This window comes from Hahella chejuensis KCTC 2396, assembly GCF_000012985.1.
Taxonomy (GTDB): domain Bacteria; phylum Pseudomonadota; class Gammaproteobacteria; order Pseudomonadales; family Oleiphilaceae; genus Hahella; species Hahella chejuensis.
The window spans coordinates 2,177,983-2,203,347 of record NC_007645.1 but is presented as its reverse complement, the minus strand read 5'-3'; the positions used below and the strand labels follow the sequence as shown (position 1 = coordinate 2,203,347).

General features: G+C 51.9%; 25 protein-coding genes. 10 read left to right on the top strand and 15 right to left on the bottom strand.

What is annotated here, in order from left to right; translation table 11 throughout:
• Position 1: 1 nt before the first annotated feature.
• A complete protein-coding gene (locus HCH_RS09780) occupies positions 2–736 on the top strand; it encodes a UDP-2,3-diacylglucosamine diphosphatase (RefSeq protein WP_011396051.1) in 735 nt (244 codons plus the stop codon).
• 25 nt (positions 737–761) lie between these two features.
• Here HCH_RS09780 and HCH_RS09775 read toward each other — a convergent pair whose 3' ends face one another.
• Positions 762–1,370 (bottom strand): tRNA-(ms[2]io[6]A)-hydroxylase, encoded by a 609-nt coding sequence (locus tag HCH_RS09775; protein WP_011396050.1) that lies wholly within the window; start codon positions 1,368–1,370, stop codon positions 762–764.
• Between the two features lie 341 nt (positions 1,371–1,711).
• Between HCH_RS09775 and acnB the strand changes: the two genes are divergently transcribed.
• Complete coding sequence (gene acnB, locus HCH_RS09770) at positions 1,712–4,282, top strand: bifunctional aconitate hydratase 2/2-methylisocitrate dehydratase (RefSeq protein WP_041598554.1); 2,571 nt, start codon at positions 1,712–1,714, stop codon at positions 4,280–4,282.
• Positions 4,283–4,346: 64 nt separating this feature from the next.
• Here acnB and tmk read toward each other — a convergent pair whose 3' ends face one another.
• The 9 genes from tmk to HCH_RS09725 all read right to left on the bottom strand — a co-directional run bounded on the left by tmk (position 4,347) and on the right by HCH_RS09725 (position 10,840).
• Positions 4,347–4,973, bottom strand: a complete 627-nt coding sequence (tmk, locus tag HCH_RS09765) for a dTMP kinase (RefSeq protein WP_011396048.1) — start codon at positions 4,971–4,973, stop codon at positions 4,347–4,349.
• A 63-nt stretch (positions 4,974–5,036) separates the two neighbouring features.
• Positions 5,037–6,065, bottom strand: coding sequence for an endolytic transglycosylase MltG (mltG, locus tag HCH_RS09760; protein ID WP_011396047.1), 1,029 nt, complete (start codon positions 6,063–6,065; stop codon positions 5,037–5,039).
• 1 nt (position 6,066) lies between these two features.
• Complete coding sequence (gene pabC / locus HCH_RS09755) at positions 6,067–6,891, bottom strand: aminodeoxychorismate lyase (RefSeq protein WP_011396046.1); 825 nt, start codon at positions 6,889–6,891, stop codon at positions 6,067–6,069.
• A gap of 98 nt (positions 6,892–6,989) precedes the next feature.
• Positions 6,990–7,223, bottom strand: coding sequence for an acyl carrier protein (acpP, locus tag HCH_RS09750; protein WP_011396045.1), 234 nt, complete (start codon positions 7,221–7,223; stop codon positions 6,990–6,992).
• 113 nt (positions 7,224–7,336) lie between these two features.
• Positions 7,337–8,071, bottom strand: coding sequence for a 3-oxoacyl-ACP reductase FabG (gene fabG, locus HCH_RS09745; protein ID WP_011396044.1), 735 nt, complete (start codon positions 8,069–8,071; stop codon positions 7,337–7,339).
• 10 nt (positions 8,072–8,081) lie between these two features.
• Positions 8,082–8,999: an ACP S-malonyltransferase gene (gene fabD / locus HCH_RS09740; protein ID WP_011396043.1), complete on the bottom strand. Its 918-nt coding sequence runs from the start codon at positions 8,997–8,999 to the stop codon at positions 8,082–8,084.
• 72 nt (positions 9,000–9,071) lie between these two features.
• The gene (gene plsX, locus HCH_RS09735) at positions 9,072–10,079 is read right to left on the bottom strand and encodes a phosphate acyltransferase PlsX (protein WP_085944395.1); all 1,008 of its coding nucleotides are present in this window, start codon (positions 10,077–10,079) and stop codon (positions 9,072–9,074) included.
• An 11-nt stretch (positions 10,080–10,090) separates the two neighbouring features.
• On the bottom strand, positions 10,091–10,270 hold the full coding sequence (gene rpmF / locus HCH_RS09730; RefSeq protein WP_011396041.1) for a 50S ribosomal protein L32: 180 nt from the start codon (positions 10,268–10,270) through the stop codon (positions 10,091–10,093).
• A 48-nt stretch (positions 10,271–10,318) separates the two neighbouring features.
• Positions 10,319–10,840 (bottom strand): YceD family protein, encoded by a 522-nt coding sequence (locus HCH_RS09725; RefSeq protein ID WP_011396040.1) that lies wholly within the window; start codon positions 10,838–10,840, stop codon positions 10,319–10,321.
• 128 nt (positions 10,841–10,968) lie between these two features.
• Here HCH_RS09725 and HCH_RS09720 point away from each other — a divergent pair, with 128 nt between their 5' ends.
• A complete protein-coding gene (locus HCH_RS09720) occupies positions 10,969–11,568 on the top strand; it encodes a Maf family protein (RefSeq protein ID WP_011396038.1) in 600 nt (199 codons plus the stop codon).
• 50 nt (positions 11,569–11,618) lie between these two features.
• On the opposite strand, the gene HCH_RS09715 is transcribed toward HCH_RS09720, so the two are convergent.
• From HCH_RS09715 to HCH_RS09705, 3 genes are read right to left on the bottom strand one after another with little or no spacing between them, the layout of a single operon-like run.
• Positions 11,619–12,608 carry a S49 family peptidase gene (locus HCH_RS09715; protein ID WP_011396037.1) on the bottom strand — a complete coding sequence of 330 codons (990 nt, stop codon included), beginning with the start codon at positions 12,606–12,608 and terminating at the stop codon, positions 11,619–11,621.
• 60 nt (positions 12,609–12,668) lie between these two features.
• The gene (locus HCH_RS09710; RefSeq protein WP_011396036.1) at positions 12,669–13,310 is read right to left on the bottom strand and encodes an HAD family hydrolase; all 642 of its coding nucleotides are present in this window, start codon (positions 13,308–13,310) and stop codon (positions 12,669–12,671) included.
• Positions 13,311–13,322: 12 nt separating this feature from the next.
• Positions 13,323–14,270, bottom strand: a complete 948-nt coding sequence (locus HCH_RS09705; protein WP_011396035.1) for an RluA family pseudouridine synthase — start codon at positions 14,268–14,270, stop codon at positions 13,323–13,325.
• A 550-nt stretch (positions 14,271–14,820) separates the two neighbouring features.
• Here HCH_RS09705 and rne point away from each other — a divergent pair.
• On the top strand, positions 14,821–17,991 hold the full coding sequence (rne, locus tag HCH_RS09700; RefSeq protein WP_011396034.1) for a ribonuclease E: 3,171 nt from the start codon (positions 14,821–14,823) through the stop codon (positions 17,989–17,991).
• A gap of 225 nt (positions 17,992–18,216) precedes the next feature.
• The gene (locus tag HCH_RS09695) at positions 18,217–18,774 is read left to right on the top strand and encodes a YecA family protein (protein WP_011396032.1); all 558 of its coding nucleotides are present in this window, start codon (positions 18,217–18,219) and stop codon (positions 18,772–18,774) included.
• Between the two features lie 41 nt (positions 18,775–18,815).
• Here the strand turns inward: HCH_RS09695 and HCH_RS09690 are convergent, their stop codons facing one another.
• Positions 18,816–19,985: a phospholipase D-like domain-containing protein gene (locus HCH_RS09690; RefSeq protein ID WP_011396031.1), complete on the bottom strand. Its 1,170-nt coding sequence runs from the start codon at positions 19,983–19,985 to the stop codon at positions 18,816–18,818.
• A gap of 10 nt (positions 19,986–19,995) precedes the next feature.
• The gene (locus tag HCH_RS09685) at positions 19,996–20,856 is read right to left on the bottom strand and encodes a PHP domain-containing protein (protein WP_011396030.1); all 861 of its coding nucleotides are present in this window, start codon (positions 20,854–20,856) and stop codon (positions 19,996–19,998) included.
• Positions 20,857–21,024: 168 nt separating this feature from the next.
• Here HCH_RS09685 and HCH_RS09680 point away from each other — a divergent pair, with 168 nt between their 5' ends.
• The 5 genes from HCH_RS09680 to ltrA all read left to right on the top strand — a co-directional run bounded on the left by HCH_RS09680 (position 21,025) and on the right by ltrA (position 25,355).
• Complete coding sequence (locus HCH_RS09680; RefSeq protein ID WP_011396029.1) at positions 21,025–21,609, top strand: septation protein A; 585 nt, start codon at positions 21,025–21,027, stop codon at positions 21,607–21,609.
• Positions 21,610–21,656: 47 nt separating this feature from the next.
• Positions 21,657–21,956, top strand: coding sequence for a YciI family protein (locus HCH_RS09675; protein ID WP_011396028.1), 300 nt, complete (start codon positions 21,657–21,659; stop codon positions 21,954–21,956).
• A gap of 173 nt (positions 21,957–22,129) precedes the next feature.
• The gene (locus HCH_RS09670) at positions 22,130–22,789 is read left to right on the top strand and encodes a TIGR04211 family SH3 domain-containing protein (protein WP_011396027.1); all 660 of its coding nucleotides are present in this window, start codon (positions 22,130–22,132) and stop codon (positions 22,787–22,789) included.
• A 364-nt stretch (positions 22,790–23,153) separates the two neighbouring features.
• Entirely contained in the window at positions 23,154–23,465 is a 312-nt protein-coding gene (locus HCH_RS09665) for a PilZ domain-containing protein (RefSeq protein ID WP_238384984.1), read from the top strand.
• Positions 23,466–23,966: 501 nt separating this feature from the next.
• Positions 23,967–25,355: a group II intron reverse transcriptase/maturase gene (gene ltrA / locus HCH_RS09660; RefSeq protein ID WP_011395787.1), complete on the top strand. Its 1,389-nt coding sequence runs from the start codon at positions 23,967–23,969 to the stop codon at positions 25,353–25,355.
• Positions 25,356–25,365: the final 10 nt, after the last annotated feature.

Genomic DNA, 25,365 nt, shown 5'->3' with positions numbered 1-25,365 from the left:
CATGCCAACGCTGTTTATTTCCGATTTACACCTGGAAATAGAAAAACCAGACCTCACCCGGTTTTTCTTCAACTTTCTGGACAAAGTAGCCCCGAATGCAGAAGCCCTGTATATACTCGGAGACTTCTTCGAGGTCTGGGTAGGCGACGACGAACAGTCCCCACTGCAAGTGGAGGTCGCGCAGCGACTGCACAAACTTGCGGAAGCAGGAACGCACATCCATCTCATGCATGGCAATCGCGACTTTCTCATTGGCGAAACCTATGCGAAGCAATGCGGAGCAACCTTGCTGGCGGAGCCTCATGCCCTTGATCTGTATGGCGTTCCGTCATTACTGATGCACGGCGACTCGCTGTGCACTTTGGACGCCGCCTACCAAAAGGCTCGCGCTACATTTCGCAACCCAGCCTTTCAGTCGCAGTTTCTTTCGCGCCCCCTGGATCAGCGCCAATTAACAGCTCGCCAAATGCGGCAGATCAGCATGGCGAAGAACCAAGGAAAAGCGGAAGTAATTATGGATGTCGCTCCGGACGAGGTAATAAACACCTTCAACACTTATGGGATTGAGCTGTTGATTCACGGCCACACCCATCGTCCTGACACACATCGTTATAACCTACCCCAAGGGGAGGTAAAGCGCATTGTTCTGGGCGACTGGGGAGAAGAAACCTGGTATGGCAGAGCGGACGCAGACGGCTTTCAATTACTGAACCTGAAAGCTGAGGATATCGCCTGACGCAAGTAGCGTCAGGCCCTTAGCTTTACGCAGGAATTCCGCTATGAAAGCGAAACTCTGAGTCGGGCGTACGAATTAAATCCGCCTCCACCTCACGAATATAAGTAACTCTGTCAGATATATCGACTGGCGAGCGCTCTTTAGCCAGCTTCAGATAATTTCTGTAATGACGTCCTTCCGATTCAAGCAATCCACGGTAAAAAGTGGCCAACTCTTCATCCAAATAAGGAATTAAACGAGCGAATCGCTCACAGGAACGCGCCTCTATAAACGCTCCTATGATTAGCATATCCACCAGTCTGTACGGCTCACTTTTACGAACACAATCACGCAATGCAGAAGCATAACGAGACGCCGTCTGCTTACGGTCAGAAACTTTCCGCCCCTGCATGATCTTCACGACCTGCTCATAGTGACGCAACTCTTCACGCGCGAGTTTCGACATCCGCGTCGACAGCTCAATATCCTCAGGGTATCGGAACATCAATTGCAATGCTGAAGAGGCCGCCTTCTTCTCACACTGCGCATGATCCACCAGCAATAACGGCAGTTCCGCTGCGGCTTTACGCAACCATGCCTCAGGCGTTCCACACCCTAAAAAGCTAACGATATCTTCAGGAGCCGACACAGACATTTCCACTATAATTTCCGCACTAGTAAGTCAAAATTGATCGTCAAAAATTCGGGCCGCACAGTATACCAGAAATTCCCATATCCCTGCCCACTCCTGCTCATCACCGACGCCATTTTCAATGAGCCGCTCACCTTCCTACATTCACGAAAGTTTATTACGACCAATGGCTACATTTTTCAAATTTATATCGACTATCAACCGGGCTGATAGGGCGTTTGCTTAACTTTGCACTATCATTGGCATAGAATATTGCGTCTTTATATATGGAGCGAAGTAACCTCTCGCCCAATCAAAAACACCGCCCCATAAGGGCGGATACAGGAAATGATGAGGGTTCTACCGTGCTAGAAGCATATCGTAAACACGTTGAAGAACGAGCCGAACTAGGCGTCCCACCCAAGCCACTTAACGCAGAGCAAATGGCAGGGTTGGTGGAGCTACTGAAAGCCCCCCCAGCCGGTGAGGAAGAAACGCTAGTAGACTTGTTGGAAAATCGCGTGCCCCCCGGCGTAGATGAAGCGGCATACGTTAAAGCCGGCTTCCTTACCGCCGTCGTTAAAGGCGAAGCCCAATCCCCCCTGATCTCCAAGGAAAAAGCCGTTCAATTGTTAGGCATGATGCAGGGTGGCTACAACATCTCCACATTGGTTGAACTGCTGGACGACGCCTCTCTTGGCCAGCTCGTCGCCGAGCAACTTAAGTCTACGCTTCTGGTTTTCGACACTTTCCATGACATCAAAGAAAAAGCGGACGCCGGCAACGCCAACGCGAAGGCGGTCATGGAATCCTGGGCCAACGCAGAATGGTTCCTGCAAAAGCCTGAAGTACCTAAGAGCATTGTCGCCACTGTTTTCAAAGTAACAGGCGAAACCAACACTGACGACCTGTCTCCTGCGCCTGACGCCTGGTCGCGTCCAGACATCCCTCTGCATGCCAAAGCGATGTACAAAATGCCTCGCGAAGGCATTACCAATGCCGAGCAGCAAATCGAAGAACTGAAGAAAAAAGGCCACGAAGTCGCGTTTGTCGGCGACGTAGTCGGCACCGGCTCTTCTAGAAAATCCGCCACCAACTCAGTACTTTGGTACATTGGCCGCGATATGCCAGGCGTACCCAACAAGCGCACTGGCGGCATCTGTATTGGCGGCAAAATCGCGCCCATCTTCTTCAACACGATGGAAGATGCCGGCGCTCTGCCTTTTGAGTGCGACGTTTCCCAAATGAACATGGGCGACGTCATCGAAATCCTGCCCTTCGAAGGCAAGGTCAAGAATCATGAAACCGGCGAAGTCATCGGCGAATTTGAACTGAAATCCGACGTCCTGCTGGACGAAGTTCGCGCAGGCGGACGCATCCCCCTGATTATCGGCCGCGGTTTGACCGATAAGGCTCGCGAAGCAATGGGCCTGGCGCCATCCGATGTATTCCGTCGCCCACAAGCCGCCAACGATTCCGGCAAAGGCTTCACCCTGGCCCAGAAAATGGTCGGCAAAGCCTGTGGCGTTGAAGGTGTGCGCCCCGGCCAATACTGCGAGCCTCGTATGACCACTGTCGGCTCTCAGGACACCACCGGCCCGATGACTCGCGATGAGCTGAAAGACTTGGCGTGCCTGGGCTTCTCCGCCGACTTGGTTATGCAGTCATTCTGTCACACCGCTGCTTACCCCAAGCCGGTTGACGTAGAAATGCAACACTCTCTGCCAGACTTCATCATGAACCGCGGCGGTGTAGCATTGCGCCCTGGCGACGGCATCATTCACAGCTGGCTGAACCGCATGCTGCTGCCTGACACTGTCGGCACCGGCGGCGACTCCCACACCCGCTTCCCCATGGGTATCTCTTTCCCAGCAGGCTCAGGCCTGGTCGCTTTCGCCGCAGCCACTGGCGTTATGCCTCTGGACATGCCGGAGTCAGTACTGGTCCGCTTTAAGGGCAAAATGCAGTCCGGCATCACCCTGCGCGACTTGGTTCACGCCATCCCTTACTACGCGATCCAGCAAGGCCTGCTGACCGTTGAAAAGAAAGGGAAGAAAAACATCTTCTCCGGCCGCGTACTGGAAATAGAAGGTTTGGAAAGCCTGACTGTCGAGCAAGCATTCGAGCTTTCCGACGCATCAGCGGAACGCTCCGCTGCGGGCTGCACCATCACCTTGTCTGAAGATTCTGTCGCCGAATACCTGCGCTCTAACATTGTCATGCTGCGCTGGATGATCGCTGAAGGCTACGGAGACGTTCGCACTATCGAACGCCGCGCCAAAGCCATGGAAGAATGGCTGACCAACCCAAGCCTGATGCGCGCTGACTCCGACGCCGAGTACGCCGCCATTATCGAAATCGATATGGATGAAATCAAAGAGCCTATCGTTTGCTGCCCCAACGATCCAGACGACGCCAAGAAGCTGTCAGAAGTAGCGGGCGACAAAGTGGATGAAGTCTTCATCGGCTCCTGTATGACCAACATTGGTCATTTCCGCGCGGCTGGAAAGCTACTGGAGCAAAACAAAGACGCACTGAAGACCCGATTCTGGATGTCTCCGCCCACCAAAATGGATCAGGCGCAGCTGATGGAAGAAGGTTACTACAACATTTACGGACGCAATGGCGTACGCACAGAAATGCCTGGCTGCTCACTCTGCATGGGCAACCAGGCTCGCGTAGCTCCTGGCGTAACCGTACTGTCTACATCCACCCGTAACTTCCCCAACCGTTTGGGCGATGGGGCCAATGTCTATCTGACTTCCGCGGAACTGGCGGCTGTCGGCGCAGTATTGGGCCGCCTGCCTTCTGTTGAAGAGTACATGGATTATGCAAAGAATATCGACAGCATGGCTGGCGACATTTACCGCTACCTGAACTTCGACAAGATGGATGCATATACCGAGAAAGCAGCTAACGCGAAAGCCGAAGCCTAAGAAAAAACGCCCCGCAAATGCGGGGCGTTTTTTATCACTTGCCACTCAAGGCTCAAGCATACGGCTAACCAGCCAACTTCGCCGCCAACCCCTGAGCAATCGCCGCCTGTACTTCTTCTAACGATTGTTGCGCATCCACAACCAAAAAGCGCTCCGGATCCTCAGCCACTCTCTTCATATAACCTTCCTGAACACAGAAATAAAACTCCAGCTTCTCCCGCTCAAAACGATCCAAGGCGCCACGCTTTCTCGCCCTTGCCATCCCAGTTTCAGGATCAATGCGCAATAGCAAAGTAAGATCCGGCTTAAAGCCCGCCTGCACTAACTTTTCAAGGTCTTGAATCATCGCCCAGGACAAACCACGCCCGCCACCTTGATATGCATAGGTCGCATCGGTAAATCGGTCGCTCAGCACATGAACGCCCCGCTCAATGGTTGGCTTAATCTTTTGCTCCAGATGTTGAGCCCGCGCGGCAAACATGAGCAGCAGTTCAGCCGTAGACGAAACCGCTTCTTCGCGAGGCCGTAACAACAACTCTCTAACTTCTTCCGCCATTGGGGTACCGCCAGGCTCACGAGTCATCACCACTTCCTCTCCGCTCTCCTCTAAAATAGAACGAATAAAGTTGAGGTTAGTGGTCTTACCCGCTCCCTCGATACCTTCAACGGTAATAAACAACCCTTTCTTCAACGCTTACCCCATTAAATTACTCGAACTTAAACCCAATGTAGCACGCCCGTCTTCAACGCTCGATCACTGCGTTGAACGATAGTCGTCTCTGCGGCGCAGCTGGTACTTCCTGACCGCTTTCACATGCGCCTCATGTGTTTTAGAGAACTCATGGGTACCGTCACCACGCGCCACAAAGTATAGATCCCCCGTCTTCTCAGGATTCAACGCTGCATGAATGGAGGCGCGCCCCGGCATAGCGATCGGCGTAGGCGGCAAACCTTTTATGACATAGGTATTGTATGCCGTCGCTTCACGCAAATCCTTGCGACGCAGATTACCCTCGTATTTATCACCCATACCATAAATCACAGTGGGATCGGTCTGCAGACGCATCCCTTTATCCAACCGTAAAGTAAATACTCCGGAGATTCGTCCTCTCTCACTATCCACGCTAGTTTCTTTTTCGACGATCGAGGCCAGTATCAGCGCTTCATAGGGAGTCGCCGCCGCACTCCAGGCGCTCTTGCGAGACCACTCATTCTCCAGAATACGGACCATCCGGCGATGAGCCGTGGTCAGTAAATCTATATCGCGAGTCCCTTTCTTATAAAAGTACGTGTCTGGGAACAGAAGACCTTCCGCATGCGGATAGTTCATGCCCAGCAACTTGGCGAGTTGCGCCGGGTCCTGTGAATCAATGGTTATTTCCAGCTTCGGATGATTTTCCAACTCACGCAGCACATCTCTCAGATTCCAACCCTCGATGATTGTGAGCGCATAGTTCAGAGTGTCGCCGGAAGTCAGCAAAGTGAACAGTTCAATGGCATTTTTACCAGGCTCTAGCAGGTACTCACCGGCAACTATCTGCTTATCCTTTCGACTAAGCCGCCCATACCAATAAAACCATTCAGCACTCTCCAGCACGCCCTGCTCAGCCATCCTATCGGCGACTTTCCGCAAAGAGTCGCCGCGCTTGACTTCAATCGTAATAGTGACGGCCACCGGCAAAGGCTGCGATAACATATAACGCCCGTAATAGTATGCGCCGACAATAACCGCCAATGAGAGAAGAAATACAGCCAGAAAGATCTTGAGAACAAACTTTCTCAAGCTAAAACGGGATTTGTTTGTGGACTTTTTCTTGGAGTTCTTTGATGACACAGTCAATATTCAGTAATTTACCATCTAATTGATTAACCGGAATAACTCCCATCACACTGTTGACTAAAGCCATCCCCTTGATTTTCTTTAATTTTGCCCGAGCAATATCCGCTTCATCAATACGCAAACCCCACTCAGGAGCGTTGTTAAGAATATATTGTCTCAGCACTCCCTTCACCCCCGATTTCGCCAATGTCGGCGTGAAGATTTTCTCCTCGTCCCAGAGAAAGATATTTGTACGAGTTCCCTCAACCAAACACCCCGAGCCATCAAACATCAGCCCCTCGAAAGATTGCCCATCAAGCTCGATAGCCGCCATAACTTGCTCAAGACGATTAAGGTGCTTAAGCCCTGCGTATGCCCCATACTCCGCAGCCTGCGACTCTAGAGTCCGCACACTGCCTCCCTGAGCCTGAATCGAGACCACATCTGGCGCAGCAAACAACCCCATTATCTCAACCGGCCGGTGCGGCTCGGGTAGCGCATACCCTCTTCCACCACTTCCACGGGTTAAGATAATCTTCAGCACATATCGGGCGCTCATCTCCTTATTCCCAGCCAGTAGCTCAGCCAATCGCTCCAGCAAAGAATCGCCGTCCACGTCATAAGGTATTCGCAATAGCTCACACCCCAGTCGCAAACGCGCCAAGTGTTCATTCCACAAAATAGGGCTACCATCTACCACAAGAATAGTCTCAAAAAGACCATCTCCGTAGGCTAACCCTCGATCGGCGATCGATATATGTTCCGCTTTTTCGCCATTTAACAGATACATGCATCAACCCTAAAAAATCCCCCCCCCAAAAAAGCAAAAAACCGCCCGCAAGGTCTACCTGCGAGCGGTTCTTTGGCTTGGTCTGAGAAGGTTACTTCTTATTGATTAGCCAAGATGTAGTCGATAGCGTCTTGAACAGTTGTGATCTTCTCTGCTTCTTCGTCTGGGATTTCGGTCTCGAATTCTTCTTCAAGCGCCATTACCAGCTCTACAGTATCCAGAGAGTCAGCACCGAGATCTTCAACGAACTTGGAAGTCAGTTGAACGTCGCCTTCTTTAACTCCCAACTGCTCACAAACAATCTTCTTAACGCGCTCTTCGACAGTACTCATAATTTCCTCACTCTTATTTCATAACCAAGCACTTAATCGCGTGCTAGTCTAGTTGAACCCTATTTAATTAATCAAGCTAAAGTTCACGCACCGTATAGCGCGGCAGCGCAAACTTAACCCATATACATGCCGCCGTTTACATGAATGGTCTCACCGGTAATATAGCCGGCGGCGTCAGAAACCAAAAATGAAGCTACTTCAGCAATTTCAGATGGCTTACCAAGGCGCTGCAAGGGAATAGCGCCCAAAAGAGCCTCTTTCTGGGCTTCGGGCAACTCGCTGGTCATATCCGTTTCGATAAAACCAGGCGCAATGGCGTTCACCGTAATCCCCCTGGCGCCAATTTCTTTTGCCAGAGAGCGTGTAAATCCTTCAATTCCGGCCTTGGCTGCAGCATAGTTAACCTGCCCAGCATTCCCCATCGAAGCGACCACGGAGCTAATGTTAATAATTCTACCCCAGCGCGCCTTCATCATGCTTTTCACTACCAGCTTGCTCATGCGAAAAACCGAGCTCAAGTTGGTTTGCACCACCTGATCCCAATCCTCATCTTTCATGCGCATGATTAAGGTATCCCGGGTAATGCCTGCATTATTGATCAACACAGCCGGAGCGCCAAATTCTTCTTCAATAGACTTGAGGCATTGTGCAATAGATTCTTCCGAAGACACATCCAGCACTTTACCCACACCCTTACCGATAGTGCTCAGGCGCTCGGTAATCGCCGCCGCGCCGGATTCTGAGGTGGCTGTACCAATTGTGATATAGCCCGCCTTCGCCAACGAGTCCGCAATGGCGCTGCCGATACCTCTGGAAGCACCGGTCACCAAGGCTACTTTATCCATCATGGGAGTCCTTCTATAACGCGTTCCAGACTTCTGCGTCTGATAGCGATTGAATTGAAGCGGCGCGATCAATCTTCTTAACCAGACCCGCCAAGACTTTACCTGGACCGCATTCTACATAGCTGTCCACGCCTTTCTCGCTGATATGCTGGACGCTCTGCGTCCACAACACAGGAGAAAATAATTGTTTGATCAGATTGTCTTTGAGTTCAGCAAGATCATCGACAGACCTCGCCCCCACGTTCTGGACAACAGGTGTAGATGGCTTGTCAAACGCCATAGAGCCGATATGCTCCGCCAACTGCTCCGCCGCAGGCTTCATCAACGCACAATGGGAGGGCACGCTTACAGCCAACTTCAAAGCACGCTTCGCACCTTTCTCCTTAAGCGCCACAATAGCCCTTTCTACAGCAGACTCCGCTCCTGCTATAACCACTTGTCCTGGGCAGTTGAAATTCACAGCCTCAACGCACTCTCCTGCAGCCGCTTCTCGGCAACCGTCAATTACGGATTGGTCACCCAAGCCCAGAATCGCCGCCATCGCCGTCGCCCGCCCTTCGACAGACTTCTGCATAAGTTGCCCACGCAACTGAACCAACTTCACAGCTTCTTGCAGCCCAATGACGCCAGCTGCGACCAAAGCGCTATATTCACCAAGACTATGGCCCGCCATAAAAGCGACGGACGGATTCACTTTCTGCTGATACAGCCGCCACAGCGCGATACTGGCGGTCAAGATAGCAGGTTGCGTAATTTCGGTTTTGTTGAGTTGATCTTCGGGCCCGTTTTGAGTCAACGACCAGAGGTCATAACCCAAGGCGTCGGACGCCTCCTGAAATGTTTCGGCAATCAATGGATACGCCTGATTGAGATCAGATAACATCCCAATGCTTTGCGACCCTTGCCCTGGAAATAAGATAGCAATGTTCATCGGCTTAGAATACTCAAATACAGTTAAACGGAGTAATTAGATCAAAGTTGTATTACAACTTGCATCAGAGCGTCATATAAGCTCATCAAGGCGCGAGTTTATCATTTCAGGCACACCTTTCTGCGCCTCAAAAATAGCCTGCTCCAGAGCACTGAGAAACCCGGTTTCCTGCGCATTGCCATGACTCTTAATCACGGTCGCCTGAAGCCCAATTAGACTTGCACCGTTATGGCGAGACGGATCCACCAAATCACGCAGTTTACGCAACATTGGCAATGCCGCATAACCAACCAAACGACTATACCAGTTACGATTAAACATGCTCTTGACCATGCCGATCATCAGCTCAACCACCCCTTCGCCAGCTTTCAGAGCGACATTACCAACAAAACCGTCACACACAACCACGTCAGCAATGGTTTTAAATATATCCCCACCCTCTACGTAGCCAATGTAGTTAACCGACTCACACTCCGCCAACATACGCGAAGCCAACCGCACCTGCTCATTTCCTTTGATTTCCTCTTCCCCCACATTTAAAAGCGCCACCCTTGGCTCAGGCTTTCCTTCCAACGCCTCAACCAGGGCGGACCCCATAAGAGCGAACTGGTATAGATGCTCTGCCGTGCAATCAACGTTGGCGCCCAGATCCAATACATAGCAACGATTTTTAGGAGAAGGAATACGCTTCACAATGGCGGGACGGTCCACCCCTGGATGCGTTTTTAGTATTGACCTGGCCAGCAACATCAAAGCCCCGGTATTACCCGCACTCACACAGGCGTGAGCCGCCTTTTGCCGAACCAAAGACAACGCCACAGCCATAGACGACTGCTGCTTTTTTCTGAGCGCATGACTGGGCCGGTCATCCATTCGGACAACATCAGGAGCATGAACAATTGAAATACGGGGAGAAGTAGGCTGATTGCGAAGCAGACTTCGTAGCTCGGCTTCATCACCAACTAAAATCAAACTTACGAAGGGATTATTTTTGATGCATTTTAATGCAGCAGGAATCACGATGGAGGGACCGAAGTCCCCACTCATCGTATCGACCGCAACTGTTATATTGCGTTCCAAGACAGGGCTTCTTAGTCCTGAGAAACCTCAACCACTTTCTTGCCACGGTAGAATCCGTCTGGAGTAACGTGGTGACGACGATGCTTTTCGCCAGTAGTCGGGTCGATGGACAACGCCGCTGAAGACAATGCATCATGTGAACGACGCATGCCGCGACGTGAACGGGATTTACGATTCTGTTGAACAGCCATTGCAATTCTCCTGAGCTAGCTCTTTCGCTAAAAACTAAAAAAACAGGTCTACTTTTTTAACAGGTCGCCCAGCACCGAGAAAGGATTATCAGCCTTTATCTCGGACGCCTGCCCCTTAATTTCGTTTAACTCACCGCTACAGCGCTCATCCTCATGATAAGCAAACATGGGCAAACTCAGCAGCAGTTCGTCTTCAATTGCCTGGAGCAGGTTAACCTCGCTCCCTTCCATAAGCACTGGCTCATAGGAACGCGGTAACTGATCTAACTCAGATTCGGAACCTAAAAAGGCGAAGGTAGTTTCACCGTCAATCTTCAGCCCAACTTCTCCCAAACAACGCTGACAGGTCAATCTCGCCAAAGTAGAGTATGCAACATACGCCACTCTGGAGCCCTGCTCATCTCGCTTAAACCGGGCTGACGCCTTAACCTGATCATCATCAGTTGCGCCACCCGCCAGCTGATCCGCATATCTTGGGAGTGTTTTAGCCAAAATGATCCCCTCAAGCGTGAGTTCTTTCTCACACAATTTATAGGGATCTACCAATTCCGGAATACCAGGCTTTTTCATAAGCGCGCAATTCTAGTGATGCGCCCAAACAAAGTCAAAGAGATGATTGCAAAATCACGGAATTAAAGCGATAAAAGAGTCGCGAAACGATCTTTCACTCTCTTTCAAACAGAATTCCAATCCCAGAGATGACAAATAAAAGCCCACATCCTTCTATTATATTAGGCTCAACTTCTCCTTATCGGGCCGCACTGTTGCAAAAGCTAAATCTCAATTTCCAGCAAGCCGCGCCATACTTTGACGAACAAATAACGCCAACAAGCCTCGCCCCCAGAGATATCGCCATCAACTTCGCCAAAGAAAAGGCGGAAAGCCTCCGAGAGCAGTTTCCAGATCATCTGATCATCGGCTCCGACCAAACTGCCGCACTTAATGGACTGCTACTCAGGAAGCCAGGCGACAAGGCCACAGCCATTAAACAGCTGGCCGCCTGCTCGGGCGAATCCGTGACCTTTTATAGCGGGCTGGCGCTAATTAACACCAGACTCAACACCACAAGAACGTGCGTTGACTGGCAAACCGTTTATTTTAGAGACTTATCCCGAGAGGAAATTGAACGCTACATCGAGCTCGAAAAGCCTTATGACTGCGTCGGCAGCTTCAAAGTTGAAGGCCTGGGAATTAGCTTATTTGAGAAAATCGAAGGAAAGGACCCCAACACTCTCATCGGCCTTCCGCTAATCGAACTTATCACCCTACTAAAAAAAGAAGGGTTACGCATTCCGTAACCCTTCATCGCAGCCTTCAAGCTCCCCAGACAAAGCCCTTGACCAACAGATTACTGAAGCTGAGGCCCCGAGCCCAGCACAGCCTGAGCAACCCCTTTTCCAACACTCACTCCCAATTTTCCTAGCAACTCATCAAACGGATTGCGCTTAGGCGTGTAGTTAATAAGCTTTTCCACTTTCACGACCTCTCTAGCCACAAAACCAGAGCTGCCCAAGCCATCAATCAGACCCAAACCTAAAGCTTGCTCGCCACTCCAGATCATACCGGAATATAACAACGGATTATCTTTATGAATGCGATCACCCCGGCCTTTTTCAACCTGCTCAATGAACTGCTTATGAGTTGTATTCAGCACACCCTGCCACAGCTCGCGCTCATCCTCTTTTACTGGCACAAATGGATCAAGAAAGGACTTATGCTCACCCGCAGTGAATATTCGGCGCTCGACACCCAGCTTATCCATCGCATCAACAAACCCAAAACCGGATGCGGTCACGCCAATCGAGCCCACAAGACTAGCCTTATCCGCATAAATTTCATCTGCTGCGGCCGCGATGTAATAAGCCCCGCTGGCGCCAATATCCATAATCACTGCATACACTTTCTTATCAGGATATTCACCTTTCAGACGTCCAATCTCATCATAGACATAGCCCGCCTGAACCGGACTTCCGCCCGGACTGTTAATACGCAAGATAACAGCCTTGGCCGACTCTTCTTCGAATGCATCCCGCAACGCAGACACAATGGCGTCCGCATTAGCTTCCTCGGAGGCAGCGATAACGCCATTCACCTCAATAACCGCCGTATGAGGCTCTGTACGCGCAGCAACGTTCTTACCCACACCAGGACTGAGGGCAATCACAATAAAAAACAGGTATAAAAAGGTCAGCGATTTAAAAAAGATCCCCCAACGACGCGCTTTGCGCTGTTCATTGAGAGAGCTCATCACCATTTTTTCAATAAGACGCCACTCTTTTTGATCCCCTGGCCGCCCAGAAGATTCCCGCGCCGCTTTATCTTCAGAATTTTCAAACATATTCGTTATTACACACCTGCTAGCTTGGTCTTAACATCCATGGTCACAACTACAAGGCCATCACAGAAACAGTTTCTGCAATTCAGCCACATTATCCGCGACCGCTACCGGCTGATATTTTTGCAACCGGGAAACTTGATGAGCGCCGTGAGACATCGCTATACGATCCATACCCAACCGCATAGCCATCTCCATATCGTACTCCGTATCTCCAACCATCACTGCTTCATGCGGCAGCAGCGAAAACTCTTCCAACAATTCCCGCAGCATGAGCGGGTCCGGCTTAGAGCGCGTCTCGTCCGCACATCTGACCGCATCAAAGTACGCGCACATATCCATCGCACCAAGCGCCCTATCCATACCTCGCCGACTCTTGCCTGTGGCGATCGCAGTCAGATATTTAGCCTCACGCAAATTCTTCAACATACCAACAACGCCCGGATACAGTCCGCTCCGGGTTATCTCGGCCAATAGGAATTGCGCCGAATACGCCTCCCTAAAGCCATCGATAAAAACCTTATCTTCGACGCCAAACAACTCGATAATCGCCTCAGACAATCCAAGCCCGATTATATTCTTGGCCGCCTCTCTTCCAGGAAAAGGCACCTGCATTTTTTTACTGGCCGCCTCCAGACAGTCCACGATATGGGAGGTGGAGTCTGCCAATGTCCCATCCCAGTCAAATATCAACAACTTGTACATATGATTTCGACGCTAACTTCTCAGCACAGGAGAATGATCCTCATCCCACTCACATACGATCTTTTGCTCAGGCCGGTCGGGCCAACTCATGCGCAATGAATAAGCGTGCAGGCACAACCTTTTAACACCCATATCCCGGTAGACCCTATTCGTTTCCGAGTCGCAGTATTTGTCATCGCCAATGATAGGATGTCCGGCAAACTTCGCATGCACTCGAATCTGATGCGTTCTACCCGTAATTGGCTGCGCTTCAACCAACGTTCGCCCCGCCCCGGAATACAGCACTCTGAAGCGAGTCTCACTAGGCTTGCCGTCCTCACTGACATTCACCATGCGCTCCCCAGAGCGCAGGACGTTCTTTTTCAATGGAGCAGTAATAACTGACTTATGCTTGGGCCACTTGCCACACACCCAAGCGTGATAAATTTTCTCGACCCTGCCAGTTTTCAACATATCATGAAACTGCACCAAGGCTCGGCGCTTTTTAGCCAGCACTAAAACGCCAGATGTGTCACGGTCAAGTCGATGAGCTAATTCAAGAAAACGTATATCCTGGCGCGCGGCGCGAAGTATTTCAATGACGCCAAAGCTGACGCCGCTACCGCCATGAACCGCCACGCCGCACGGTTTATTTATTATAAGCAGCTCGTCATTTTCAAACAGTGTAGACTGAGAGACCAACTCTATAAGGCCAGCAGGTATAACTGGTTCTAAGCTATCGCCTTCCGATACGCGAATGGGGGGAATTCGGACCTGATCCCCATCTTTCAATTTAGTCTCAGGCTTGCAGCGCCCCTTATTTATTCGCACCTCTCCCTTGCGAATTATTTTATATATCTTCCCTTTCGGCACGCCTTTTAGCTCCCGCACCAGGAAGTTATCCAAGCGCTGCCCATCGGATCCACTATCGATAGTAACAACTCGGGCGCCGACGCCGGCCCCGCTATCTAATTTAGTCACAAATATTTAACTCTGGCGTAAACCGCAAATATTTTTGAATAAAAACCGGACAAAACAAACGTGATTGAATGCCAGGGGTTTAACTGCTATATTTTCAAGGCGCTAACTCGGCGGAAAAAGGTAGGCCATTTAGCATCCGAATAGCTGAGCGATGACATAACATCAGGCGCGAAGAGATTATACAGAGTTGAACACGGGTTATAAACCGAGCGTTGACTCCAAGCCTATATGCTGTAATCAGACTGGCAACCGATAAAACGGCGCCGAGAGACGCATATCCAGGCGGAACGAATTCCCGCGGTAGGGACAACCCCCCTCCCGCCCATCCTCTGATTATAAAAGAGGGTGGAAAACTAGTGACGACACGGCGCACGCATAGATAATGTACGGCTCGCACAATAGAGGCACAATCTGTAACTCTATGGTTGACCCGGATGATTCCATCCCATGGTCCACCAGCACACCTCCGCTGTGGCCTCACGCATCACCGTTCCGACTTGCTTAAGCGGTTTTTGGCGCCCACAGAACACTGAGTGGGACAAAAACATAAATGAAGCGAATGTTGATCAACGCAACTCAACCAGAAGAGTTGCGTGTAGCCCTCGTAGACGGACAAAAACTGTACGACCTGGACATTGAGTCCGGCACCCGCGAGCAAAAAAAATCCAATATCTACAAAGGCAAGATTACCCGTATAGAGCCCAGCCTTGAGGCCGCCTTCGTAGACTTTGGCGCAGAGCGCCACGGTTTCCTGCCCTTAAAAGAAATCTCCCGCGAATACTTCAAGAGCCAGCCGCAAAAAGGCGGCAAGATGAACATCAAGGATTTGCTGCAGGAAGGCCAGGAAATCATCATTCAGGTGGACAAAGAAGAGCGCGGCAATAAGGGCGCAGCGCTGACGACGTTCATCAGCCTGGCCGGCCGTTACCTGGTGTTAATGCCAAACAACCCTCGCGCTGGCGGCATCTCCCGCCGCATTGAAGGCGATGATCGCGACCAATTGAAAGACGCCATGTCCGGCCTGACAGTTCCCAAAGATATGGGACTGATTATTCGCACCGCAGGCGTTGGCCGTTCCTCCAAAGAATTGCAAAGAGACCTGGATTACCTACTGCAATTCTGGGACTCCATACGTCACGCATCAGATAGTAAGCCTGCTCCGTTCCTGATCTATCAGGAGAGCAACGTGGTGATTCGCGCCACCCGCGACTATTTACGCCAGGATATTGGCGAAGTTCTGATCGACCACCCACAAGTGCACCAAGACGCTCTTAACTTCGTGAAAGCGGTGATGCCGAACTTCGAAAACCGCATCAAGCTATACCAGGATGATATTCCGCTATTCAATCGATACCAGATTGAAAGCCAGATCGAGACTGCGTTCCAGAGAGAAGTAAAACTGCCATCCGGGGGCTCTATCGTTATCGATCCTACCGAAGCGCTGGTTTCTATCGACATCAACTCTGCTCGCGCCACCAAAGGGGGCGACATTGAAGAAACCGCCCTGCAAACCAATCTGGAAGCAGCGGACGAAATCGCACGCCAGCTGCGCCTGCGCGATATCGGCGGCCTGATTGTTATCGACTTTATCGACATGACGCCCAACAAGAACCAGCGCGAGGTGGAAAACCGCCTGAAAGAGGCGCTGGAGCTGGATCGCGCCCGCGTGCAAATCGGCAAAATTTCCCGCTTCGGCTTATTGGAAATGTCACGCCAGCGCTTGCGCCCATCACTAGGCGAAACTCGTAATGAAATGTGCCCCCGCTGTAAAGGTCAGGGCTCTATTCGCGGCGTAGAATCACTCGCCCTCTCTGTTATGCGCTTGATTGAAGAGGAAGCGTTTAAAGAGCGAACAGCGGAAGTCCGCGCAATCTGCCCAATCAGCGTCGCCACATACCTGCTGAATGAAAAACGTGAGAACTTAGCCAAAACGCAAAAGCGTCATGGCGTAAAAGTGATCGTGGTTCCCAACTCACATATGGACACCCCTCACTTCGAAGTTCAGCGCATCCGGGACGATAACGCCAATGTTAGCGAAATCAGCTACAACGTTAGGCCCGAGATGGAAGAGAAGAACCCGGTTGAAAGCCTGCTGCACAAAGAAGTTGTACGCCAGGAAGCCGCGGTGAAAACTATTGTGCCAAGCTCTACGCCCACTCCTCCAAGTGAGGAAGTTGGCCTGCTGAAGCGTCTGCGTCAGAAAGTGTCAAAAATGTTCTCTGGCGAGAAGAAAGACAGCGATCTCAAGATCACTGTCGCAGAGTCTCCGCAAACATCCCAAGACAAAGACGCCGGCCGCAGAAAAGTCAAAGTGCGGGACCGTCAGGACGGGCAGCGCGACAATCAACGTCAAGGCGACTCCCGTCAAGCTGAATCCCGGGATGGCGGACAGGATAACCGCCGCGGCAACCGTGGCCGCAATGACGACCGCAACCAGCGCCGCAATGAGCGAAACGACGGACAGAAAGATAGGCGTCAACGCGACCGCGACTCCAGTAAGGGCGACTCCCAGCGCGACCAAAGAGGCCGCAACGAATCAGCGAAAGCTGACTCAGGCAGCCAGGAAAAATCAGAGTTTAATCGCCCACGACGCGACCGCTCCTCCGGCAAGCCAGTTCCTCGCCCACAGCGTCAGGACAGACCTGAACGTCAAGACAAGCCTGAAGACCAAGAAAAAGCGGTTGAGGAAGTAGCGGAACGTCGCGCTCTCACAGCAGCGGCCGCCAGCGCTGCAGAAGAGCCAGCGAAGTCTGAAATCGCCAAAGAAGTGTGGAACAAGTCCGTGGAAGCTATCGCTGAATCAGAAAGCACTGACAACACACGCCAGGCGCCGCCCAAAGCGGAAGAAAAAGGCGTAGAGCCTGCTCAGCAGACAGCAAAGCAGCCTCATCAACCCTCCGAGCAAAGCAAGGCTCCGCAGGAACGTGCATCAGAGCAGTCCGCAAAACAATCCGATGCGGACTCACGCCAACGTAAACAGGATGATGCAGAGGCCAACCAGCAGAACGCAGGCGAAGACGGGCAGGAAAAATCTGCGCGTAGAGCCCGGGCGGACAACGATCCTCGCAACAAGGCGCGTCGCCCTAAGCGAGAGGCTGCGGAGGCCAAATCAGAGGAGGCGCCCAAAGAAAGCCAGTTAGAAAGGTCCGTCGCACAAGCGAAAGCAAATGCGCCAGCGATGGGCAACACCTCTGTGGAAAGCAAAAACAAGGAAGACAAGAAAGAGGGACGCGCAGCTAAGGCGTCCGCTATTGAGCAGCCGAAGAAAGAGGCGACTCCAGAGGCCAAGGACAAGCCAGACACAGCGCCTGCGACGGATAAAGGCGCAACCAAAGCAGCGCCGGAACCAACTGTTGAGAAGAAACCTTCCGACAAACCTGCTGCGACAGCTGCGCAAGAGGAAGAGGAGCCTAAGCGGGCTTTCAATGATCCTCGAGAAGTACGCAAACGCATACAGGCTCAGAAAGTTCAAGCCGGCAATGACGCAAGTAGCGCCTTGGCGCCCCAGCAGATTGCGGCTCCCAAGCCTCCCGAGGCTGCAACCATCGAGCCCAAGATGGAAGCAAAAGAGCCAGAACCTAAAAAGGCTCCAGCGGCGGAGAAGCCTCGCGAGGAGGTTGAACCTCCCAAGAGCGCTCCCAGCGCCCCTGAGGCGACTGTCGCTGACGTAAAGGCTGAAGACAAACCATCGTCTCAGGATAGCAAAGCGTCACAAGCCTAAGCCGGCGGCAGCCGGCATAATGCAACGCCGACGACTTGGCCGCAACGCCAGTTGTCGGCGTCTCGCTTTTTGTTCCCTGACAACAACCATCGCGCGCCGAAAGTTGTCGAAAGCTGGCCGATCAAGTCAGTGCAAAATGCGGATATTAATACTTCACATTTTTGCTGTAGCATCCGCTATCGGCATAAATTAGACTGATTCAAAGCGTCCTCTAAGGAACCCGTCATGCAATCCGAAGCTTTTCCCTTTACTTCCCAGGAAATCGACCATCTTGAGTCACTGTTATTCGACAACGACCAAGAAGAAGAAAACCTGGATCTATTTGGGATTCATGGTCTCTTGAGCGCATTTGCCGTCGGCCCGGCGGACGCAGACGTCAATGAATGGCTACGCCTTATTCTGGACGGCTCCTGCCAACTGGAAAGCCCAGAACTTGAGGAAATCAAACAAGCCATTCTGAAGCTGTTCAAACATATCGAACAACAACTTCACAGCGAAGAAAATGTCTCAGTACCTGAAGAAATCTTTGACGACGAAGACGCGTTAGCCAACTGGTCCGCCGGATTTATTGAGGGCTTCTTGAGCAATGAGAAATTATGGTTTGACGACTATGACGAAGCCGCTGTCGCATCACTACTGTTACCCATGATGGCGCACTCTGAGTTGTTCGAGGATGAAGACTTCGAGGACATTAAACACAACGACAAACTTATGGCGGAAATGGCGGACCAGATCCCAGAGAATCTGACCGACCTGTACCTTCTCTATCACGCCAAACAATAAGCTTGATTCCAATTAGCCCTCACACCCTGTTGAGGGCTACGTCACCTTAGAAAACGAATCAGCAGTTCGTCCAATTTCCCCATCAAATAGACCATCAGCCGGCTATACCAGCCCATTCTATCCAAAGACCCCAAGGTTACCGACCGACTCTTTCTACGGCACTGCTCAAAAAAGCCCGCTACTTGGGCGGTGAATTCCGCATCCCACACTTCCTGATTCGCTTCCAGGTTCCAGCGATAAGTCCAATGATCGAGATTGAACGAACCAACTGAACACCAGTCGTCGCATATATACACTTTGGCGTGGATAAATGTCGGCTGGTATTCATACAATTCCACGCCCGCTCGCAACAAAGAGCGATAATGACGCCGCGCGGCATAAGTCACCCCTGGGTGATCACTGGTTAACCCTGGAACGATAATCTGCACTTTTACCCCTTGTCGAGCCGCCCAACGTAAAGCGCGCCTAACCCGCCAAGACGTAACAAAATAAGGGGTGATGATCTGCAAACTCCCATGTGAACGTTTAATGCGATGCAGTAACTCACGCACAATATCCTGTTTTCGCCACCCCCAACCAAAGGCGGCGCGCCCCGCTATATCACCTGCCTTCATAGCCTTACGACTTAATGGAAGCATGACCTTGCTGCTTTCACGCCAGACTTCCCGAAAGCCCCTATCCCAGTTCGCCAAAACCGGTCCAGAAATAGTTACAGCTACGTCCAGCCAGGCAGGCTTCGCCACGCCCTCAACAGACTCGCAAGTCACTTCTGGCGCTGGTTCGCCGGGATCAGGGGCGTGCGGAAAGAAATCGTCCGTCACTCCAAAACCACCCACTAACGCCACCTCGCCATCAACCAGCACCAGCTTGCGGTGATCTCTGTGGAAGTTTCGAGTCCAACGTCGATAACTTATAGGATTGTATGCAGCGACGTGAATATTCGCCGGCAACGCATGAGACAAAAAGAGGTCACGCAAAACAGGGCGGGAGCCGAAGTCATCCAGCAGCAAAAATACCTGCACTCCCCGTTTCGACGCCTCTTCCAGTAACGCATATACCCATTGAAAAGCCCGCCCCCTATCCACCAGATACATTTCAATAAAGATATAGTGACGAGCGGAAGAAAGCGCCTGATGTAGCGCTTGCAGAATTTCAATGTGTCCAATACTGAAACCAAAAGCGTTGTCTCCGACAACCTTGCATCTATCCATGAGCGTTCATTTAGTATCGAGCGAGCAAGACATCAATGAGACTGGGTAAGGATGGCGCCAATTTGGGGAATCTACCCAATTGACGCCATGGCATCATAGCGCCGTGATAATCGCTGCCTGCGGACTGCGCCAGTCCGAGCTTTCCGGCCTCCTGCTGAATCCAACCAAACTCGCCGGAGTTGATGTCCGGCGCCGACACCTCCACCGCGTCTCCGCCACAGGCTTTAATTTCCGCCATCAGTCGCCGCAGTTTCGAGGCGGTCATTTTGTACTTGAAAGGGTGCGCCAGGGAGCTGTATCCCTTACTTTGCTTCACTGCGGAGAGGACTTCTTCCAGATCCGGCCAATACAACTTCACATCGCCAATCTTTCCTGCGCCCAAGTACTTCTTGAAAGCCGCATCAATTGATTCAACCGCTTCCATTTCCATTAACGCTTGAGCAAAGTGCGGGCGTGCCGGCACGCCGCTTTCCGCATAGGTTTCAGCCCTGGCGTACAAGTCAGCGATCTTCAGCTTCCTCTCCAGTTTATCGGCGATCACTCTGGCGCGGTCCAATCGTCGCGCTTTCTGCTTTTCCAACAGCGTTGCGACTTCACTTCCATCCAAATCAAAACCAAACGCCAGCATATGTAGCGTCATTCCCTGCCATAGACACGAGAACTCAGCACCGGTAATCAGCCTGATCCCCTGCTTCTTATCCAGCGAGGCATTCATCAAAGAACGCGCCCCTTCCACAGTATCGTGATCAGTAATCGCCAATGCCGTCAGCCCCCGGCTGACAGCTAGCTCCAACAACTCCGCAGGGCTCCGGGAGCCATCCGAAGCAGTGGTGTGACAGTGAAGATCAAACTCATGATTGACAATCTGCATAAATGGTTACAAAACCCTAAAGTACAACGCTAGTAGAAAATACAGTATCATCTCGTCTAATTTAAGTTCTAATTAAAAAAGTTCTCCGCATGCCTATACTTTGCGACATTGCGGGAGACGACAACGCCGACGGCCCCTGCTGACCGTCGCCAAACGACACGGCAATCTATGAAACTGTTATTTGATTTCTTTCCGATTATTCTTTTTTTTGTAGTCTATAAAACGACTAACGATATCGTAACCGCCACCGCCGCGCTCATACCCGCCACCGCCGCACAAGTCGCTTTTTCCTGGTTTAAATACCGAAAAGTGGAAAAGATGCATTTATTCGCCCTTGTTATCGTCGTAATACTGGGCGGCGCGACGATTCTATTTAAAGACGACACTTTCATTAAATGGAAACCCAGCGTTGTCTGCTGGCTGCTGGCAGTTGTATTTCTGATTGGCGGCTGGGTGAGCAAAAAGAACCTATACCAGCGCATGATGGAAGCCAATATCAGCCTGCCGCAGCACGCATGGTCCAAGCTGAATTATTCCTGGGTTATTTTTAATACCCTGCTGGGGGCGCTCAATCTGTACGTCGCCTACCACTACACTCAAGAGCAGTGGGTTAATTTCAAGCTATTCGGCATGCTCGGGCTGTCCCTGGTTTTCGCATTGATGCAGGGCGTTTACATCAGCCGCCACATGGTGGAGGACGAGCCAGCGCCATCCGAGAGCGCTACAGGCAATGGCGATAATAAGTCCTTTTAATTAACCACTAACCTTCCAACGTACCTCAAAGAATCAAGAGTCGCACAATGCTCTACGTCATTTACGCAGAAGATAAAGTTAACAGCCTGGAAAATAGAATGCAGGCAAGACCAGACCACCTGCAGCGTCTGGAAACGCTGAAACAGCAAGGCCGCCTGATCCTCGCCGGCCCCACTCCGCATGTTGACGCCATGGATCCGGGACCTGCCGGCTTCAGCGGCAGCGTGGTGATAGCGGAGTTCCCATCACTGGAGGACGCCAAAGCCTGGGCGGACGCAGACCCCTATGTGAAAGCGGGCGTATACGAAAAAGTCACCGTCAAACCATTCAAAAAAGTATTGCCCTGAGAATTACCAAACGCTCTGGGCGCTTGCACTACCCTGTCGATATGGTTTAAAAACATTCGACTCATGCCGCCGCCATTTAAAGCGGGAAGCAGAGTCAACTCAAATTGAGACGATGATACAAACGCGCCCGGGCTTTCCAACAATGTCACCGCATACTGATTAGGAATAACAACGTGGGAAAAAAAGCGCTTTTATTAGCCGGTTTGCTAATTTCCTCATTTGCCTTTGCAGAAACGAAATATATTGACGACACCATGTACGCTCCGTTGAGAAGCGGCCAAGGCCTGGAATTTCGTATCGTCCACAAGGGCATAAAAAGCGGCACGCCGGTTGAGCATCTGCAGACCAATGCGGAGTCTGGATACAGCCTTATCCGCACCCCTGAAGGCATTGAAGGCTGGTTGCCTACCCGCTTCCTGGTAAATGAGCCCGTCGCCAGAGATAAGCTCAACAGAATGACGCAACAATATACCGCATTGCAGCAGAAATTTAACGACCTGCAAAACGAGTATAACCAGGTAAAAGGCGAAAACTCCGACCTCGGAGGCGCTCGAGAGCAGTTGGAAAAGTCCAATAAAGAACTTCAGTTGGAACTTAGCAATATCAAACGTATTTCTGAAAACGCCATCGCTCTTGATACCCGTAATCGCGAACTCAGGGAAAGCAATGAGAAGCTGAAAAACGAAGTGGAATTACTCTCTGCGGAAAACCTGCGTTTGAAAGACAGCGATGAGCGCGACAAGATGCTATTAGGCGGAGGACTGGTGTTGCTTGGCGTCATCATTGCTTTGATCGTCCCTATGTTCAAGAGAGAGAAGAAAGCCGGCTGGTAACATACCCAGAACTCCCCCTCAGAGCTTGTCCGCAAGAACATCCGGTATGTTTGTGGACGAGTGCTACACTGTTTCATATATAAAGAAACAAACGCCCGTTTGTTTCTTTAAAGCCTTTTATAGCCGGATACTTTCATCACTATAATTTTTATAACACAGTGAGCTGAAAACGCGTCCGGAATAATAGAAGCGGATGTGCTTGAAAGGGGGGAAAGGTTTTCATGCTATCAATATATAGTGCCTTAATTCAATAGCACATACCAAATGTTCTACCAATAGGCCAACTTATAACAAATCCAGCTTTGACAGGTCCTTTTTAGCAGCGTATAAAACTATGGACCCAATAACAATAAGTGAGGCCGCGATGAGACTGACAACTATGCGCGATTACAGCGAGAAACGTGATTTCATCCGTATGAAAGTCGACTCAGAAATTGTGTTGACTATCGCCGACACTGGCAGAAGCTTGAAAGGGGTTTGCAAAGACCTGAGCGGGGCGGGAATGTCCATCGAAATTGGAGAACCGTTCGCCGAGGGCGCGGAGTTTCAGACTTCACTCCCCTCGTCTAACGAAGCATTTCCTTCTTTTGAGACCATCGTCCGAGTGATCAGATGTACACCAGTATCTGAGGACAGGTACATCATTGGCGTAGAGATCACCAAGGTCGTCAATTGATATCCATGAAAGGCGTCGCTCGACGCCTTTTTTGTTTGTGCGCCAGGCATGGCGCGTAGTGCCTTGACGGGCGCTGTTCCGGTTCAGGTGGTGCTGGCCGGATGACTTGGGGGTGCAAGTCCCCTGTGGGCCCGGCAAGGGGAACCACTAGCCGAACGGCAAGGGTGTCCATCGTGAGGTGGAATCTGAAGGAAGCCGTAGGCAAAGCACTGGCCTGACGAACAGGAATCGCATACGAGGCGGCCACACTGGGTAAGGCGGCAAATACCGTCAAAGCCCGTACTTGCACGGAAGGTGTGGACGTAGATGCGGCGGGCATAAGTGTGAAGGTCACGCGTCTTACCCTGGGAAGTCTGGTTCTCTGCCGTTGTGCTACTCACCTCGTGAGGGGTGGGGATGGAGCGCCAGAACTCAGCCGAGGTCATAGTAGGTGCGTTACCGCGTACTGAAGGACTGAACATGGTTGACCGCCAGTAGGCGGTGAGTTCTCGTGATGTGCTTATGAAGACAGAAGCGATCCGGATGGGTCAGGGTATTCAGGGAGACGTCGGACGGTATCCGGCAGAGACTGAAGCCCGTGTTGAGGCAGACACGGGGGCTCACTCGTGGACGAACGCGGAGCCGAATACGCTGATGGAACAGGTGCTTGAGCGCCCGAACCTGATGCATGCGTATCAGCGGGTGATGTCCAACAAGGGCGCCGCCGGTGTCGATCAGATGCCGGTGGCGGCCCTGAAAGGCCACCTGCAACAGCATTGGCCAACGCTGCGAGAGCGGCTGTTGGCCGGAGACTACCATCCTCAACCAGTACGCCGGGTCAGTATCCCCAAACCGCAAGGCGGAGAACGGATACTGGGCATCCCAACGGTACAGGATCGCCTGATCCAACAAGCCCTGCACCAAGTGCTGAGCCCGATGCTGGAGCCGATCTTCTCGGACCACAGTTACGGGTTCCGCCCCGGGCGAAGCGCCCATCAGGCGGTTAGGGCGATGCAACGGCACATCAACGACGGTCACCGCTGGGTGGTCGATCTGGATCTGGAGCAGTTCTTTGACCGGGTCAACCACGATGTGCTGATGGGCCTGCTGGCCCGCCGCATCGCCGACCGACGGATGCTCACCCTGATCCGCCGATACCTGCAAGCCGGTATGCTGGACGGTGGGCTGGTCAGCCCAAGGCGGGAAGGCGCGCCGCAAGGCGGCCCCCTGTCACCTCTGCTCTCTAATGTGCTCCTGACCGAACTGGACCGGGAGCTGGAGCGCCGGGGCCACCGGTTCTGCCGCTACGCGGACGACTGCAATATCTACGTCCGAAGCGAGCGGGCCGGTCACCGGGTCATGACTAGCATTACCCATTACCTGAAAATGCACCTTCGCCTGAAAGTGAACGCGGAGAAAAGTGCTGTGGATCGACCATGGCGCCGGAGCTATCTGGGTTACAGCGTGAGCTGGCGCAAGCAGGTACGGCTGAGGATCGCGCCGAAGAGCCTGAAGCGCTACCAGGCCAAACTGCGTCAGTTGCTCAGACAATCACGAGGGCGACCGCTGCAGACCACCATTGCGCGACTGAATCCGGCACTCCGGGGCTGGGCGAACTACTATCGCCTGACGACCTCGAAGCGCCCAGTGGAAGGACTCGATGGCTGGGTGCGACGGCGGTTGCGCCTGTTGCTCTGGCGACAGTGGAAACGGACTTACACCCGAGCCCGTAATCTAATGCGACTAGGACTGTCCGAGCAGAGGGCTTGGAGTAGCGCAAGCAATGGTCGGGGACCTTGGTGGAATAGTGGCGCGTCCCATATGAACGCGGCGCTTCCCAAGAGGATGTTCGACCGCCTGTCTCTGGTAAGCTTGCTGGATACGATGAACCGGCTTCAGCGCCAATCATGAACCGCCGTGG